The organism is Actinoplanes sp. NPDC051494 (assembly GCF_044454705.1).
GTDB lineage: Bacteria > Actinomycetota > Actinomycetes > Mycobacteriales > Micromonosporaceae > Actinoplanes.
On the sequence record NZ_JBITDZ010000004.1, the window covers coordinates 137,042 to 153,653 of the forward strand.

Genomic DNA, 16,612 nt, shown 5'->3' on the forward strand with positions numbered 1-16,612 from the left:
TCGTCGAGGTCTTTCGGGGGAAGGTCACTCATGAAGTACCGCGTTCTCGGGCCGATGGAGGTGGACGGCGGCAGCACCGCCGGCACACCCCGGGCCGCCAAGCTCCGCGTGGCCCTGTCCACGCTCCTGCTCCAGACGAACACCGTGGTGTCGGTCCAGGCTCTCGCCGACGAGCTCTGGGCGCAGAACCCACCGCGCACCGCGATGATGACACTGCAGGTGTACGTCTCCCAGCTGCGCACGATCCTCGAGACGGTGGATCCGGTACGCGGTCGCGACTCACTGGTCACCCGGGCCCCCGGTTACCTGTTGCGGATCGACACCGGGCAGCTGGACCTCGCCGTCTTCCTGGAGCTGCACCAGCGGGGGCTGGCAGCGGCCCGGGCCGGCGACGACACCGGCGCGGCGGCCCTGCAGCGCCAGGCGCTGGAGCTGTGGCGCGGCCCGCTGCTGTCCGACGTGCCGCACGGGCCGATCCTCGAGGCCACCGCCGTCCGGATGAGCGAGATGCGGCTGGCCGCGCTGGAGCACCGGATCCGCGCCGATCTCCGCCTGGGCCGCCACCACGCGCTGGTCAGCGAGCTGCGGGCGCTGACGCGTGAGTACCCGCTGCACGAGGACCTGCACGCGCACCTGATGACCGCGCTGTACCGCTCCGGGCGCCAGGCCGACGCGCTGCGGGTCTTCACCGACCTCCGGCACGCCATGATCGACGAGCTCGGGATCGAGCCGGGGGCACCGTTGCGCGAGATGCACCGGCAGGTCCTGGACGGTGACCCGGAGCTGCTCGGCCCGGGCGAAGACACCGTCGGGACCGCCCCCGGGCCCCGGGCCGGCGCGGTCCACCTGCCACCGCCGGTGACCGGCGTCGTGGGCCGCGACGACGCGGTGGCCGAGGTGGAGGCGGCGCTCGCCGAGGTGTCGGCCGGGCGGGCCGGGCCGGCCTGTGTCCGGGTGCACGGCCGGCCGGGGGTCGGGAAGACCACCCTTGCCCTGCACGTCGCGCATCGTGCGGGCGGGGCGTTCCCCGGCGGCCGGGTGTACATCGACATGCTGGCCGGGCCCGGCCGGGCCCGCACCCGCGCCGACGTGTTCGCCACGTTCCTGCGCCGGGCCGGTGTCACCGGCCGGCTCCCGGCCGACGACGAGGAACTGTCCGCCGCGGTGCACCACCTGCTGAACCGGAACCGGATGCTGCTGGTGCTCGACAACGTCACCGCGGAGAGCCAGGTCCGGCCGTTCCTGCCCGCCACCCCCGGCAGCGCGGTCGTGGTGACCAGCCGGATGCCGCTCAAGGGCCTCGGCGGGCCGCGGTCGCTGCATCTCGACGTGCTGAGCCCGCACCACGCGGCCCAGCTGCTGGTGGCGACCGCGGGGGCCGACCGGGTGGCGGACCGTCCCGAGGCGGTCCGGGAGGTCGCCGCGCTGTGCGGCCACCTGCCGATCGCGCTGCACGTCGCCGGCGCGCGGGTGGCCGGCCGCCCGCACCGCGACCTCGCCGATTTCGCCGACCTGTTGCGTGGCGAGCGGTCCCGGCTGGACCAGCTGCGGCTCGGCGACCTCGACGTGCGCGGCACCCTGATGCTCGCCTACGAGGACTCGCCCGAACCGGTCCGGCGGGCGTTCCGGCGGCTGTCGCTGCTGCCGGCCGGGAGTTTCCAGCTGTGGGCCGTGGCGGCGGTGCTGGACGTGGACCCGCAGGAGGCCGCCGAGGTGGTCGACAGCCTCGTCGACGCCCAGCTGCTGGCGGCGGCGGGCACCGGGCGCTCGGCCCGGTTCCACTACCCGGAGCTGCTCTCGCTGCTGGCCGCGGAACTGCTCACCCGGCACGACGACGCGGCGGTGGCCGGGGAGGCGACCGAGCGGGTGCGGTCGGCGTACCTGGACCTGTGCCGGCACGCCGACCACCTGCTCTCCCCCGGCCGATCGTTCTGGGCCGTCCCGGCCGTGGTGGGTGCCGCCGCCGCGGTCGTCGGGGACGACCCGATGCGGTGGTTCGCGAAGGAGCGGCGCGCCCTGATCCACCTCGCCCAGGCGCTGTACCGGGCGGAACGGTGGCGGCCGGCGTGGCAGCTCGCCGAGAGCCTCGGCGGCTACTTCGAGGCGATCGCGGCCTGGCCCGACTGGGAGGTGACGCAGCGCCTGGCGACCGGTGCCGCGGCCCGGCTCGGCGATCCGGGCCTGGAGGCGGTCAGCCTGATCTCGCTCGGTGACCTCGCCTGGCAGCGCCGCCGGTACGCCGAGGCGGAGGCCGGGTACCAGCGGGCCGCGGATCTCGCCGACCGGGCCGGGGTACCGCAGGCGCACAGCCGGGCCCTGATCGGCCTGGCCGACCTGCGGCTGGCCGGCGGCGAGCACGCCCCGGCCCGGGCGTACGCGGAGTACGCGATGTCGCTGTCCGGTGCGGCCGACGACGTCTGGGGCTGCTGCAACGCGCTGCGCGCACTGGCCCTGGGCCACCTCGGCGACGGCCGTCGCGACCAGGCCGTCCGGAGCTTCATGGAGTGTGCCGTGCTGGCCGGGCAGATCCGGCACCGCCGCTTCGAGAGCTTCGCGCTCGCGTCGGCCCAGCGGATCGCCACGATCGAGGACCCGGGCGGCACCGAGGGCATCGAGATCCAGCCCGGCATCTGGCACCTGCCGGCCTGAACGCCGACGGGCCTCCCAGCTCATCGCCGGGAGGCCCGTTCCGCACTCAGGAACCGTCAGCGCACGGGTTCGAGCCCGGGCTCGGGCACCGCCACGGGCGTGGCGGCGTCGTCGTGCCGGCGGAACAGCTTGCTCGGCCACCACATCCACCGGCCGACGTCCAGGGTCAGCGCGGTGACCAGCACCGAACGGACGATCAGCGTGTCCAGCAGCACCCCGAAAGCCACCGCGAAACCGAGCTCGGCCGCGAACACCAGCGGCAGCGAGGCCATCGCCGCGAACGTGCCGGCCAGCACCAGGCCCGCCGAGGTGATCACCCCGCCGGTGGCGGACAGGCCGGTCAGCGCGCCCTTGCGGGTGCCGTGGATCATCGCTTCCTCACGTACCCGGGTGACCAGGAAGATGTTGTAGTCGATGCCCAGGGCGACCAGGAACACGAACGTCAGCAGCGGGAACGACGACTCCGCCCCGGCGAAGTGGAACACGTGGTTGAACACCAGGCTGCTGACCCCGAGGGCGGCGCCGAACGACAGCACCACCGTCGCCATCAGCAGCAGCGGCGCGACGATCGCCCGCAGCAGCAGCCCGAGGATGAGCAGCACCACGACCAGGACGATCGGGATGATCACCTTGGAGTCGCGGGCGGCCGCCGCCTGGGTGTCCAGCAGGACCGCCGTGCTGCCGCCGATCTGCGCGTCCGCGCCCTCGATCGCGTGGACCGCGTCGCGGGCCCGCTCGACGGTGCGCAGGGCCGGCTCGCTGGTCGGATCGTCGACCAGCTGCCCGAGCAGCATCGCGTCGCCGTCCTTGACCACCGGGTCCGAGATGCCGACGAGCCCGGGGACACCGGCCAGCGCCGCCTTGACCCGGTCGGCCGAACCGGCCTCGGCCACCACGTAGATCGGGTCGCCGGAGCCGGACGGGAAGTGCTCGGCCCGGATCTCCTCACCGGCGGCCATCTGCGGCTTGTTGGTGAACTGGTCCTTGTTGGAGAGGCCGTCGGCCTTGAGCCCGAGCACGCCGAGCGACATGACGCCGAGGATGACGACGGTGCCGATCCAGACGATCCGGGGCCGCGCGGCGACCGCGTTGCCGACCCGGGTCCAGACGGTCTCCTTGGCCGCCCGCACCGAGCCGTACGCGGGTTTCGCCGGCCAGAAGATCCACCGGCCGCAGATGACCATCAGCGCCGGGAACAGCGTCGTCATCGCCAGCAGGCCGACGACGATGCCGACGGCGCAGGCCGGGCCCATGCCCTTGGTGGAGTTGAGGCTGGCCAGCATCAGCAGCATCAGGCTGATCGCGACCGTCGCGGCGCTGGCGATGATCGCCGGGCTGGAGCGGTGCAGTGCCTCCGCCATCGCGTCGTGCCGGTCCTCGTGCCGGGCCAGTTCCTCGCGGTACCGCGACGTGAGCAGCAACGCGTAGTCGGTCGCGGCGCCGAAGACCAGCACGGTCAGGATGAAGCTGGTCTGGTTGTTGACGGTGAGCCCGGCGTTCTTGGCCAGCAGGTAGATCACCGCTTCGGCGGCGACCAGGGCACCACCGACGGTCATCAGCGGCACCAGCGGCAGTACCGGGCTGCGATAGGTGAGCAGGAGGATCGCGATGACCACCACGGCGGTGATCATCGTCAGGCTGCCGCCGCCGCTGAAGCCCTTGATCGAGTCGGACGCGTACCCGGCCGCGCCGGTGACGTGGAAGCTGAGCCCGTTCGACCCGGCCTGGCCGACCTCGGTCATCGCGTCGACGACCTTGCCGAGGCCGTCCCAGCCGGTCTTGTCCTTGTGGACCTGAACGATGGTCTGGATGGCCTTGCCGTCCTCGGACATCACCGGGCCCTGGGGCTCACCCACGACGTTGGTGATGGCCTTGAACGCCTGGGCGTCGGCCTGGGCCTTGGCCATGTCGGCCGGGGTGACGCCGGCCGGCCGGTCGTAGACCACGATCGCCGGGAGGGAGTCGGTCGCCCGGAAGCTCTCCGCCCGGTCGACGACCGCGGTGGACTCCGCGTTGCTGGGCAGCCAGGCCGAGTTGTCGTTCTCCTGGACGTCACCGAGCTGGCCGGCCAGGGAACTGGCGGGGATCAACAGGAGCAGCCAGACCGCGACGACGACCCATTTCGCCACCCGGCCACTGGGCAAGGACGCCAGTCTTCGAAACATGTGAACTTCCTTTGTGTTCGGTCGACGGGGATGGTGCGCCGCGCTGATGCTTCGAGTAGCGACGAGACCACCGCCCGGGGTGTGACAGCATCGGCCAGAATGTGACCTGCGTCTCACATAACGTGGTGCGGGACGGCGGCCCGGGACAGGACGTGACCGAACGCGAGCAGCACCGGGGCGTCGGTCAGGGCGGGCAGGTGATAGGCGAACGGGCGGGGGCCGACCATGTCGGGCGGGCCGCTGAAGCCGCCGTCCGCGTCCTGCCGGGCGAGCAACCAGGACAGGGCCCGGCCGACGGGCTGCGACTCGGTGCCGTAGCAGAGCGCGATCACGGCGTACGCGGTGCTGATGTCGTCGCTCGGATCCCCCGGCTGCATCCCCCAGCCGCCGTCGGCGTTCTGGGTCTCCCGGACCGTGCGCTCGATCCGCGCGGCCATCCGCGCGGTGCGCAGGTCGCCCGGGTCCGCGGTCTGCGCGGCGAGCCGGGCCCGGAACAGCGTGTGCAGCCGGCTCCGGCTCCAGCCCGGCTCGAAACCACCGTCGGGCAGCTGGCTGCCGGCGAGAAACGTCAGCGCCCGGGCCCGGGCGGCGGCGGTGGCCGGATGCGGTGCGAGCGCGTTGACCGCCGCGGCCGTCATGCACGGCTCGGACACCGCGCCGGCGACATAGGTGGGGAACCCGCCGTCGGCGCCCTGGACCGCGAGCAGTGCGGCCACCCCGCCGCGGATCGCGGACCCGAACGTGACCGGGTCGATGAGCTGCAGGAATTCCAGCACGCAGGACGTGCTGTCGACGTCGTTGAGCGCCACGCCGGGAGCGATCGACCAACCACCGGTGATCGGTGTGCCGCGCGACAGCGACGGCAGGACCGCACCGCCGTGATGGGCGGCGAGCGTCCGGGCCATCGCGTCCAGTAGGGCCGGCGGGGCACCGGCGGCAGCGAGCCCCAGCCCGGAGGTCGCGGAGCACCAGTGGTCCATCTCCGCCACGAACGGGAAGCCGCCGTCGTCGTGCTGGTGGTGCAGCAGCGCTTGGACACCGCCGCGCACGGTTGCCTCCTGCCCGGGGACACCGGCGAGTCCGTGCAGGGTGAGCAGGTGCATCAGCACGTACCCCTCCCACACCCCGGTCGCCGGACCGGTCGCGAGCAGCGTGGACAGCGCACCGGGATCGGTGCCGGCGCCCGACGCCCGCGCGAGGATCAGCGTCACGGCGGCCTGCTGGACGACCGACCAGGAATGGGTCGGATCGTCCGGTGCCGGTGCACCGGCCGCCGCCGCGATGTCGTCCGGCACGGGGCACCCGAGCACGGACAGGACGGCGTGGACCATCAGCCGGCGCCGCGCCGAGATGAACCCGGGGGCGGCGCCGAGCAGACCCTCGGTCAGCCGGCCGGCGAGGTCGGCCCCGACGGTGGACCCTCCGGTGGCGAGCGTGGCGAGGACCCGGTCGAGCTTCTCCGGGGAGTCGCGGTGGGCCTTGAGGTAGGCGCGCACCCGGTCACGGGCCGGCGAGGTCACGCCGGTCCGCGTCATCAGCGCCAGCGCGAGCGCCGACTCCAGCACCCGGCTCCGGCACCGCTCGTGGATCGCACCGTCGGCGGCGACCCGGTCGCTGACGTGCGCGACCAGCCGGGCGGCGGCCGCGCGCACGTGCTCGGGATCGACCTCGGCCGGCCATCGCGGCGCCGCCGCCCGCGGCACATCCTGCACCTTCATTGGCAAGCTCCTGTCTGGACGACCGGGGGCCGGTGATACGTCCACCGGCCCCCGGGTCATGTGCGGTGTCGGCGCCGGTCAGCGCACGCTCTGCGCGAAACGGAAGAAGTTGTGCGGGTCGTACGACTTCTTCACCCGCATCAGGCGCGAGTAGTTCTCGCCGTAGTACGAGCGCTTCCAGTCCGGCAGGCGCGGGTCGATGAAGTTCTGGTACGTCTCACCGTTGGAGTACGGGTCGACCGCGGCGAATCCCGAGTCGACGAACTGGTACGCGGCCGACTTCACCTCCGCGGTGGGCGTCTCGGCGTTCGACGTGAGGAAGCTGGCCGAGTACCGGGTGTCGCGGTGCACGTACGCGGTGGCCGTCCGGGAAACGGTGTTGGCCTGCCCGCCGAGCGCGGAGATCTGCAGCTGACGGCTCTGCCCCGCCACCCGCGCCGTGCTCTCGACGACCGTGAGCGCCTTCGACCACCCGTCGCGCGGCATCACCTTGTTGAACAGCCGGCCACGCCACGCGCCGAACGCGGGCCGCGGGATCTGCCCGTCCGCGGTGTTGTCGTCCCGGTGGCACTGGGCGGCGGTGAGCTCACCGCAGCGGTACAGGTTCATCATGATCGGCTGGTACGGCGCGGTGAAGCCCTGGTTGACCACCGGGGCGGAACCGACCGCCGCGATCAGCCGCTGGACCTCGGCGGCGAACGTGGGGCCGGTGTCCACCGAGCCGAGGGTGATGCCCGCGGTCGGGACCGCGCCGGGCGCGGCGTCGAACAACGTGACGTTCGCGCCGCCACCGATCGACCACGGCGAGTCCTCGAGCCACCGGGTCCAGCCGTCCAGCATGTCCAGGGCCTTGTCGTAGCTCCAGACGAGGTTCGCGGCGGCGACGTTGGTGATCGCGGTCGGGGTGATCTCGTACGACGTCACGATCCCGAAGTTGCCGCCACCGCCACCCCGCAGCGCCCAGAACAGCTCGGGGTTCTGCGTGGCCGACGCGGTCACGACGCTGCCGTTGGCCAGCACGACCTGCGCCGAGGTCACCTTGTCCGAGGCCATGCCGATGCTGCGGGTGAACAGGCCCATGCCGCCGCCCTGCAGGAACCCGCCGGCCGCCACGGTCGGGCAGTAGCCGCCGGAGATGGCCAGCCCGGCCGGCGCGAGCGTGCCCATGATGTCGATGAGCTGGGCGCCCGGGCCGATCCGCACGCTGGTGCGGTCGCTGTTCAGCACGACCGCGTTCAGCCCGGACACGTCGATGACCAGGCCGGTGGTGGTGGAGTACCCGCCCGCGCTGTGCCCGCCGCTGCGCGCGGCGACCGGGATCCCGCAGTCCTGGGCGAACCGCAGGCACAGGGCCACGTCGGCGGCCGAGGCGCAGTAGGCGATCGCCCGGGGGTCGGTGGTGTCGAACTGCACCTGGAAGAGCTGCTTCGCGGTCTGGTAGTCCGCGGTCGTGGGCAGCACCAGCCGGCCCTGGAGGTGGTCACGCAGCCGGGACCACTTGTCGGTGATCCGGGGCCGGGTGCCGAGCCGGGGCCGGGCGTTCGCGGCGCCGGGGAGCGCGATCGCGGCCAGGGCCACCCCGCCGCCGCCGAGAACGAGAGACCTTCTGGTAGTCACGCATTGCCTCTTTCGTCGAGATGGGACATGGATCGGGTCACGGGGCCTTGTGGTCCAGGACGAGCGAGACGGCGTCGCTGAGCGCGGTGGCGGGGTCATCGCTGCCACCGGTGCTGCGCCAGGCCACGTGGTTGTCCGGCCGGACCAGGACCGCACCCGCGCCGGTGACCTCCCGGACCGCCGCCCAGCCGCCGTCGGCGTCGGTGTGGTCCGTACCGACGCGGACCACGGTGATCGGCACCGAGAGCTTGTCGCCGACCCGGGCGGCGGCCTCGGCCCACGGGTCCCCCTGCTCCCCGGTGATCAGCACGAAGCCGGAGCCGGTGCCGGTCAGATCGTGAGTGGACACCCGGGAGCCGGCGTGCTCCAGCCACGCGTGCGGCAGCCGGTGCCCCGGACGGGTGGTGGGCCGGTACACGTCGCCCAGCGGGGCGCGCGCCGGTGGCCGGGTGCCGTCCGGGACGACCGCGCCGGACTCGTACGCGAAGCCGATCTCGACATCGTGGGCCTGGCACTCGCCGCGGTGGGTGGCGAAGATCTCCGCGGCCCGGGCCCGCTGCGCCACGCCGACCGGGGTCGGTGCGAAGTAGCCGAAGAACACCGGGGTACGCCGCTCCGGCGCGACGTGCTGCCCGAGCCCGAGGGCGGCGTCGATGACGACCTGGTGGTTCGCCGCCGCGGACATCGCCCAGCCCAGGTTGAACTGGCCGATCGGGCGGCGCTCCGCCTCGTACGTGTCGAGCAGCGCGTCGCTCGCCTGACCGCTGAGCACGGCGGCGAGCTTCCAGGCGAGGTTGTGCACGTCCTGGATGCCGGTGTTGAGGCCCAGCCCGACGGCCGGCGGCTGGCGGTGCGCGGCGTCGCCGGCGAGCAGCACCCGGCCGTACCGGTAGTGCTCGGCCAGCACCGCCTCCACGCTCCAGGTCGTCGTCGCGAGCAGCTCCAGGTCCAGCTCGGGCAGGCCGAGGACGGTACGCACCTTGGTGATCACCGCCTGCTCGTCGTCGCGGTCCACGCCGGCCAGCGAGATGTGCAGGCCCCACTCCTCGGAGTTACGGCCCCAGGTCGGGCCCATCTCGATGAGGGCGCTGGACAGGTCCGGGCGGTACGGGTTGAGGAACCAGGTGATGATCGAGCCCTCGGTCCAGTACTGCGACAGGTCGGCGGCGAAGTAGACCGTCGTGGCGTCGAACAGCTTGGGCAGGCCCTGCATCTGCGCGCCGACCGCGGGGCCGACCGTGCGACCGCCGTCCGCCGCGATGACGTACTTCGCCGTGACCGTGGTGGTCTCGCCGGTCGCGACGTCACGGATCTCCGCGGTCACCCCGGCACCGGTGTCGGTCAGCGACGTCAGCTCGTGGCCGAACCGGATGCCACCGGGATTGCGCTGCTCGGCGTGCCGGCGCAGGATCGGCTCGAGGCGGACCTGCGGCAGCTTGACCGGCATGACCGGGGCCGCCGCGGCGTACGTCTCCCGCAGCGCGCCGCCACCGAACGCGTCCATCTCGTGGATCACCTTCGCGTCCAGCGGGCCCGGCCCGGTCAGCGTGGTCTGCCAGCGCACCGTGCCGAACGCCTCCGTCGGTGCGCCCAGCTCGTCGACGTCGGCGGCCAGGCCGTGCTGACGGAAGATCTCCATCGTGCGCTGGTTGAGGTAGTGCGCCTTGGGCAGGTTCGACGCGTCGGCGCGCTTCTCCACCAGCAGATGCCCGACGTGGTGGTCGGACAGGAAGACCGAGGCGGACAAGCCGCTGCCGCCTCCGCCCACGATCAGGACCGGAACCTCGATAGCCCCCATGTTTTTCCTTCCAGAGCAGATGAACGAGTGGTGCTAGACCGGGTCCGCGACGGCCCCGTCGGAGAGCTGCATGATGTCCAGGACCTCCGGCTGCCAGCGGTAGTACGACTGGAGCTTGTAGTACTCACCGTCGGGCTGGGAGGCGACGGCGTAGACGAACCGGGTGTTCACCTCGGACGCCTGGATGTGCTTGACGAACAGCTCGACCCGGGGGTCCAGCGGCACGTCGAGCTCGGCCGGGTCCGAGGTCGCCACCGCGAAGCAGATCCGTTCGACCTGCGGGGAGTCCCAGTTCAGGGTCACGTAGACGCCGAACGCCCGCTGGCCGATCCCGAGCATCTGCGCGCTCGGCTCGGCCTGGTCGACCTCGCGCAGCATCGACCGGACGGCCTCCGGCCCGAAGCCCTCGGCCGGCGGCTCACCGAAGTAGACGTTCACCGTCCGCTTGCGGTAGTCGATCCCGAGCAGGCCAACCGTGTCGCCGAGGCCGTGCCGGGCGAAGAAGTCGAGGCTCGCGCCCAGGCTGCGCGGCATGGACGGGATGCCGGCGAGCTTCGACACCAGTTGCAGGTCGCCGCGGGGCAGGACCAGCCAGATCTTCTTGAAGCCGCCGACGACCCCGAAGTCGATGCCGTAGCTGTCGATCGGGCAGTGCGCCCGGACGTCGGCCAGCAGGTCGGCCACCGGGTGCCCGGTCGGCGCGAGCAGGCCGTTCGCGACGGCCAGCTGGTACGGGTCCACCTCCAGCGGCACCGTGAACCGGCAGTCGAGATCGCCGGCGTGGTCCTGGCCGGTCGCCACCCGGAACGCGATCACCGCCCGGGCGAGCGCGTCGCCGTAGATGCTCAGGATGGGCATGACCTTGTCCCGCGAGCACGGCACACCCAGCACCCCGGCCGACTGCTCGATGACCGTGTAGAGGCTCTCCGCCGATTCTTCGTCTTCGCGTTCCATGTCAGCAAGACTCGGCCACCGCGCTTGGCCGGTCCTTATGTGTGACTTGCCGACGGCTTGGCGTGGCCACGGGGTGGGGTCGCGGGCCGGGCGCCGGCCAACGCCTCGAGCCGGCCCTCCCGGTGCGGGGAGAGCCGGCTCGAGGCGGTACGGGTTACGGCTACCGGGCGAACACCAGGGTCGCCGGGGACGGGGTGGGGTGGAACGTGACGTCGTCGAATCCCGCCTTGGCCAGCCACGCCGCGTAGTCGGCCCGGCGCCAGGTCGCACCCTGTTTGCTCTTGAGCAGCATCTCGCCGGCGAAGGTGAGCGCGAACGGCGGGCCGCCGCGGTCGTCGTCGACGATGTAGTCGTTGATCACCAGGGTGCCGCCCGGGCGCAGCGCGGACCGGAGCCGGGCGAAGACCGCCGTGTTGGCCTCGGCTCCCTCCTGGTGGGCGATGTGGGAGTACACCGCCAGGTCGTACGCGCCGGTGCCGAGGTCGGCGGTGTGCAGGTCACCGTCGACGGTCGTGAAGCGGTCGGCCACCCCCCGCGCGGTCAGCAGCCGGCGGGCGATCGAGTTGATCGGCGCCCAGTCGAGCTGGGTGGCCCGGGCCAGCGGATTGAGGCCCAGCCAGATGCCGGAGTAGACACCCGAGCCGCCGCCGACGTCGAGGATCGAGATCTCCCCGGCCCCGGCCAGCCCCAGCAGGCCGGCCGCGATCGCCGCCACCGGCACCGACTGCGCGGCGATGGCCTGGACCAGGCCCTCCCAGTGCGGGTTGTCGGCGACCTCGACGGTGGCCACGGTCGCCGGGCCGCCGGCCCGGACCGCGTCGGGCAGGCCGGCCAGGCTGCCCATGTGGCCCATCTTGAGCACGGCGAACGGACTCAGGCTGGTCGGCAGGCCGTCGACCAGGAACGCGGAGGCCTCGGCGGTGTTGCGGTACGAACCGTCGCGCACCTCGATCAGCTCCAGGCCGACGAGCCCGTCGAGCAGGGCCTGCGCGCCGCGGACCGAGATGCCGGCCCGGTCGGCGAGCCGGTCGGCGGTGTCCACACCGTGCTCCAGGTGGGTGAACAGCGAGTGGCTCGCGGCCGTTCCGAGGATGCCGGTGGCCCAGTAACCGAAGATCAACTGCAGGATCCGGTCCGGTGCCGGCTGGTCGCCGCTCATGCCGCTCCCCCGCCCGCATGGGTACGCAGCGCCGGGCGCAGCACGTCCACGACCCGCTCGACCTGGTCCATGCTCAGCTCGGCGTGCATCGGGATCGCGAGGTTGCGCGCGAAGAGGTCCGCCGAGACCGGGCAGGTCTGCTTCGTGTCGAACACCGGCTGCAGGTGGCTGGCCCAGGTGCCGTGCCCGCTGCCGATGCCCTGGGCGCGCAGCTCGGTGGCGACCGCCGCCCGGTCCACGCCCGGGTCCAGCGTGACCATGTACGTCTGCCACGCGTGGGTCCGGTCGTCCGGCACCTCCGGGAGCGTCACCAGCTCCTCCCCGGCGAGCAGCTCCGCGTAGCGGGCGGCCACGGCGCCGCGCCGTTGCAGCAGCTCGCCGATCCGGCCCAGCTGCACCCGCAGGATGGCGGCGGCGATGTCGGACAGCTTGTAGTTGTAACCGACCTCGGTGAACTCCGGGATCGGCAGGCCGACGACCTGGGCCTGGTCGAAGATGCTGCCGATGCCGAACGACGAGCGCATCCGGGCGTCCGCGGCGAGCAGCGGATCGGTGGTGATCAACGCCCCGCCCTCACCGCTCGACGCGCCCTTGCGGCCGTGGAACGACAGGCAGGCGACCGGGGCCAGCGCGCCCGCTTCCCGCCCGCGGTAGGTGGCGCCGACCGCGCACGCGGCGTCCTCGACGAGGAACAGGCCGTGCCGGTCGGTGAGCTCGGTGAGCTCGGCGTAGTCGGCGGGCAGGCCGACCGTGTCCACCGCGATCACGCCCACCGTGCGCGGGCCGATCAGGTCCGCCACCGCCTGCGGGTCGATCGTGCCGGTCTCCCGGCGGACGTCGGCGAACACCGGTTCCGCCCCGACGTACCGCACCGCGTGGGCCGGGGCGGGGAACGTGTAGTCGGCGACGATGACCTCGTCACCGGGCCGGACGCCGAGGGCGAGCAGGGCCAGGTGCAGGGCGGCGCCGCAGTTGCTGACCGCGACCGCGCCGCCGGCGGCGTACCGGACGGCGAGTTCCCGCTCGAGGGCCTTGCCCTGCGGGCCCTGACCGGCCGGCCAGCCCGAGGCGAACACCTCCGCGACGGCGGCGAGCTCCCGCTCGCCGAGACTCGCGTGGACCAGAGGAATGGGGTTCATCGTCAGCTCCCGCTGATACCGGAGAGAAGGGGCGGTTCATAGCGCAGAGGGGTGATCTGGCGGACGTCGGAACGGTCGCGGAGCCGCTGCACGGCGTCCGGGTCGACCGTCCGGCCCTCGGCGAAGATCTCGCAGATCTCCTCGAAGTACCGCTCGTGGTCGGGCGAGGGTGAACTCTGGAACAGCATCCGCACCGGCTCCTCGCCGGCGTTGCGGAACGCGTGCGGGCAGCCGGGCGGCACGAACATGCTGCTGCCGGCCGCGGCCCGGACGACCCGCTCACCGGAGGCGGATTCCCAGTCGTGCCAGGAGTCCCCGGTACGCGCGGCCGGCTCGAACGCGAACACGTCGAGCGTGCCCTGCAGCACGTAGAAGAACTCCTGCCCGCGGTCGTGGGTGTGCGCGCCGACGTCGAAGCCGGGCGGGACCACCACCTCGAAGATCGACGAGACGGAGCCGTCGGCGGCGGTGACCTTGAACGTGACGTCCTGCGCCCTGGTCGTCAGGCGCCGGCCCGCCCCGGGTGGTAGCACGAGGCCGCTCATACCGCCGGCACCCCCGTGGCCGGCGCGAGGTCCCGCAGGTCCGGGACCGACGCCGTGAGCCCGGCCCGGCCGACCGCGTCGAGCGGGTCGACGGTCCACGTCCCCATGACCATCTCGGCGGTGATCCCCGGGCCGAAGCCGGCGATGACCCCGGTCGCGCCGGGAACCATCGTGTCCTCCTCGAACAACCGGCGCACCGCGTCGAGCACCACCGCGCTGGCGATGTTGCCGTGCTCGGTCAGCGTCGCCCAGCTGTGCCGGAACATGTCGCGGTCCACGAACAGGAACTTCGCGAGGTCGTCGAGGATCCGCGGGCCCCCGGCGTGGATGACGTAGAAGTCCAGGTGCCCGACGTCCCACCCGTGGCGGCTGGCCAGCTCCCGCAGGACCGGCGCCATCGGCTCCATCGTGCCGGGGACCCGCCGGTCCAACTGGAAGTGGAAACCGGTGGACCGCACGGCGTACGAGATCCAGTCCTCGGTGTTCGGGATGAGGTAGGACGCGTTGCGCTCCAGCGCGATGCCGGTGCCGCCGGTGCCCCGGACCACGGCCGCCGCGACCGCGTCCCCGAACAGCCCGTCCGACAGCAGCGACCCGATGTTGTCGTCGGCCGGCTGGTAGCACAGGGAGCACAGCTCGCACGACACGATCAGCACGTTGCTGTCCGGGTAGGCGGTGCAGAAGTCGTGGGCCCGGTTGATCGCCGCACCGCCGGCCGCGCACCCCAGCTGCGAGATCGGGATCTGCCGGGTGTCGGACCGGAACCCCATCTCGTTGATCAGCCAGGCGGTCAGCGACGGCATCATGAACCCGGTGCACGACACGTAGATGATCAGGTCGATGTCGGTCACCGCGACGCCGGCGTTCGCCAGGGCCCGGTCGATGACCTCGGGGCAGCGCTTCTTCGACTCGACCTCGTAGATCCGGTTGCGCTCCTCGAAGCCCGGATGGGTGAGCGTCTTCTCGATCGGCTGAACGATGTGCCGCTTCCGCACGCCGGTGTTCCGGATCAGTCGCAGCGCCAGTGGAAGCTGCGGTTTCCCGGCGTGGACCCGCTCGGCGAACTCCAGCGTCTCTTCCATGGTGATGACATGCTCCGGCACACTCACCGCCGGTTTGCACAACGTTGGCATACCTGGGATCCCCGTTTCTGTCTGTGACACACAAAGGTCGATCGTGGACGGACCGGTCAGCCGGCCCGTCCGCCCGCGCTCAGGATCCGGCGGGAGAGTTCGACGCGCCGGACCTTCAACGTGCCGGTCCGGGGCAGCTCGGCCTGCGTGATCTGCACCGGTTCGGCCAGCTGCGGGAACGCGGCGACCGCGGTACGCCACCGGTCCCGGTCCAGCGGCCGGTCGTCGTGGGTGCAGAGCACCGGCACCGCCTCGCCGTCCGGGCCCGGCACCACGGCGAGCTCGCTGAGCTCGGCCAGCTGCCCGAGCACCGCGTCCTCGACCTCCAGGACACTGCGGATCCCGGCGATCATGTCGATCTCCCGGTCCAGCATGTGCAGACAGCCCAGCCGGGTACGGAACCCCACGTCACCGGTCCGCCACCAGTCACCGAAGCGGTTCTCGTCGTACCGGTCCTGCTCGCCGTGATAGGTCTTGGCCAGTCCGACCCAGCCCACCTCGATGTAGCCCGGGTTCGTCTCCGACGGTGGACGGCCGTTGCGGCTCACCACCCGTACCTTCGCCGAACCGGGCATCGGGAAGCCCACACAGCGCCCGTCCGCCTGGTGGGCGGACCCGCGGAAGTACGGCCGCCCGACCGCCGGGCCGACCTCGCTCTGCCCGTAGATCTGGAAGAACATCGGCGCCCGCCGCTCGGACGCGTCCAGCAGCCGGCCCATCGTGCGGGGGTGGATCGCGTCGAACGTGCTGCTGAAGTACTTCACCGACGCGAACGGCTTGCGCGGATCGTCGGTCAGGCACTCCCAGTCCATCAGCGAGTTCGGCAGCGCCTCGATGAACCCGGGACGGTGCTCCAGGAACGAGCGGGCGGTGCGCTCGGGATCGGACTCGTTCAGCAGCAGCACCGGCATCTCGCGCAGCAGCACCAGGGCCATGGCCGCGAACATCCGCGAGTGCACGAACGAGATGTGGATCGCGACGGTCTCCCGCTGCCGCCCGCGCATCAGCGACAGGAGCCGCCACTGCGGGGTGAGCCGGGTGCCCATCGTCCGCGGCGTGTGCACGACGAGTTTGGGCAGCCCGGTGGTGCCGGACGTGTGGGTGATCATCGCGGCCTCGTCCACCGGCCGGTTGACCGGTGCCACCCGCGGCGACCCGGCGAGATCGGCCAGCGACACCACGCCCGGGCGGTGCCCGGCCACGACGATCACCGCGCCGGTGAGCTCCGCCAGTGGTTCGCCGGCCAGCTCGTCGAGCTTGGGCAGGTCGGTGACCAGCTTCGGCCGCTCCAGCCGGCCGAGCAGCGCGCCGATGGTCGGGGCGTCCAGCGCCGGCGACAGCATCACCGGGATCGCCCCGAGGCGCGACACCGCGATGGCGATCACCCAGACGTCGAAGTTCGCGATCTTGTAGATCGGGACGTGGTCCCCGGCCGTGACCCCGGCCGCCGCGAGCCGGCCGGCGAGGTCGTCCACGTGCCCGGCCAGCTGGGCCACGGTCAGCCGGCGGCCCACCTCGGGCAGGACGTCCAGGTCGTGGTCGAGGCTGAGCGGCGTGGCCGGGTTCCGGGCCGCCGCCATCTCCGGCAGGATGCCGAGATGCAGGCCGTTCGTGCGAAGCGTCTTGTGGATCTCGGCGCTCTTCATGCGGACCGCCTCCTTTCGCGGGTCACGGGTCTGCTCCCGCGATCGTGCGCAAGCAGTGTCGGACGGCGGGCTTAAGCGCGGCCGGGCCA

The 16,612-nt window shown here is 72.5% G+C and carries 11 protein-coding genes; 1 reads left to right on the forward strand and 10 read right to left on the reverse strand.

The window, feature by feature from the left end; genetic code table 11:
* The first annotated feature begins 30 nt into the window (after positions 1 to 30).
* Positions 31 to 2,649 (forward strand): BTAD domain-containing putative transcriptional regulator, encoded by a 2,619-nt coding sequence (locus ACIA6A_RS17385; RefSeq protein ID WP_396098677.1) that lies wholly within the window; start codon positions 31 to 33, stop codon positions 2,647 to 2,649.
* A 56-nt stretch (positions 2,650 to 2,705) separates the two neighbouring features.
* Here ACIA6A_RS17385 and ACIA6A_RS17390 read toward each other — a convergent pair whose 3' ends face one another.
* The 10 genes from ACIA6A_RS17390 to ACIA6A_RS17435 form a co-directional block, all read right to left on the reverse strand.
* Positions 2,706 to 4,814 (reverse strand): MMPL family transporter, encoded by a 2,109-nt coding sequence (locus tag ACIA6A_RS17390; RefSeq protein ID WP_396098678.1) that lies wholly within the window; start codon positions 4,812 to 4,814, stop codon positions 2,706 to 2,708.
* A gap of 113 nt (positions 4,815 to 4,927) precedes the next feature.
* Positions 4,928 to 6,532: a prenyltransferase/squalene oxidase repeat-containing protein gene (locus ACIA6A_RS17395; RefSeq protein WP_396098679.1), complete on the reverse strand. Its 1,605-nt coding sequence runs from the start codon at positions 6,530 to 6,532 to the stop codon at positions 4,928 to 4,930.
* Between the two features lie 78 nt (positions 6,533 to 6,610).
* The gene (locus tag ACIA6A_RS17400) at positions 6,611 to 8,149 is read right to left on the reverse strand and encodes an FAD-binding oxidoreductase (RefSeq protein WP_396098680.1); all 1,539 of its coding nucleotides are present in this window, start codon (positions 8,147 to 8,149) and stop codon (positions 6,611 to 6,613) included.
* A gap of 37 nt (positions 8,150 to 8,186) precedes the next feature.
* Entirely contained in the window at positions 8,187 to 9,947 is a 1,761-nt protein-coding gene (locus ACIA6A_RS17405) for an FAD-dependent monooxygenase (RefSeq protein ID WP_396098681.1), read from the reverse strand.
* A gap of 33 nt (positions 9,948 to 9,980) precedes the next feature.
* A complete protein-coding gene (locus tag ACIA6A_RS17410; protein WP_396098682.1) occupies positions 9,981 to 10,901 on the reverse strand; it encodes an aromatic prenyltransferase in 921 nt (306 codons plus the stop codon).
* Between the two features lie 160 nt (positions 10,902 to 11,061).
* The gene (locus tag ACIA6A_RS17415) at positions 11,062 to 12,060 is read right to left on the reverse strand and encodes a methyltransferase dimerization domain-containing protein (RefSeq protein WP_396098683.1); all 999 of its coding nucleotides are present in this window, start codon (positions 12,058 to 12,060) and stop codon (positions 11,062 to 11,064) included.
* A complete protein-coding gene (locus ACIA6A_RS17420; protein WP_396098684.1) occupies positions 12,057 to 13,199 on the reverse strand; it encodes a DegT/DnrJ/EryC1/StrS family aminotransferase in 1,143 nt (380 codons plus the stop codon). Before ACIA6A_RS17420 ends, ACIA6A_RS17415 begins: the two co-directional genes overlap by 4 nt.
* Positions 13,200 to 13,201: 2 nt before the next feature.
* Entirely contained in the window at positions 13,202 to 13,744 is a 543-nt protein-coding gene (locus tag ACIA6A_RS17425) for a cupin domain-containing protein (protein ID WP_396098685.1), read from the reverse strand.
* A complete protein-coding gene (locus ACIA6A_RS17430) occupies positions 13,741 to 14,853 on the reverse strand; it encodes a type III polyketide synthase (RefSeq protein WP_396098686.1) in 1,113 nt (370 codons plus the stop codon). Before ACIA6A_RS17430 ends, ACIA6A_RS17425 begins: the two co-directional genes overlap by 4 nt.
* 80 nt (positions 14,854 to 14,933) lie before the next feature.
* Positions 14,934 to 16,523, reverse strand: a complete 1,590-nt coding sequence (locus ACIA6A_RS17435; RefSeq protein WP_396098687.1) for a class I adenylate-forming enzyme family protein — start codon at positions 16,521 to 16,523, stop codon at positions 14,934 to 14,936.
* Positions 16,524 to 16,612: the final 89 nt, after the last annotated feature.

Coding starts and splice junctions, on each gene's coding strand:
- ACIA6A_RS17395 (WP_396098679.1), bottom strand. CDS start 6,532: ATGAAGGTGCAGGATGTGCCGCGGGCGGCGGCGCCGCGATGGCCGGCC.
- ACIA6A_RS17390 (WP_396098678.1), bottom strand. CDS start 4,814: ATGTTTCGAAGACTGGCGTCCTTGCCCAGTGGCCGGGTGGCGAAATGG.
- ACIA6A_RS17420 (WP_396098684.1), bottom strand. CDS start 13,199: ATGAACCCCATTCCTCTGGTCCACGCGAGTCTCGGCGAGCGGGAGCTC.
- ACIA6A_RS17405 (WP_396098681.1), bottom strand. CDS start 9,947: ATGGGGGCTATCGAGGTTCCGGTCCTGATCGTGGGCGGAGGCGGCAGC.
- ACIA6A_RS17385 (WP_396098677.1), top strand. CDS start 31: ATGAAGTACCGCGTTCTCGGGCCGATGGAGGTGGACGGCGGCAGCACC.
- ACIA6A_RS17410 (WP_396098682.1), bottom strand. CDS start 10,901: ATGGAACGCGAAGACGAAGAATCGGCGGAGAGCCTCTACACGGTCATC.
- ACIA6A_RS17425 (WP_396098685.1), bottom strand. CDS start 13,744: ATGAGCGGCCTCGTGCTACCACCCGGGGCGGGCCGGCGCCTGACGACC.
- ACIA6A_RS17415 (WP_396098683.1), bottom strand. CDS start 12,060: ATGAGCGGCGACCAGCCGGCACCGGACCGGATCCTGCAGTTGATCTTC.
- ACIA6A_RS17435 (WP_396098687.1), bottom strand. CDS start 16,523: ATGAAGAGCGCCGAGATCCACAAGACGCTTCGCACGAACGGCCTGCAT.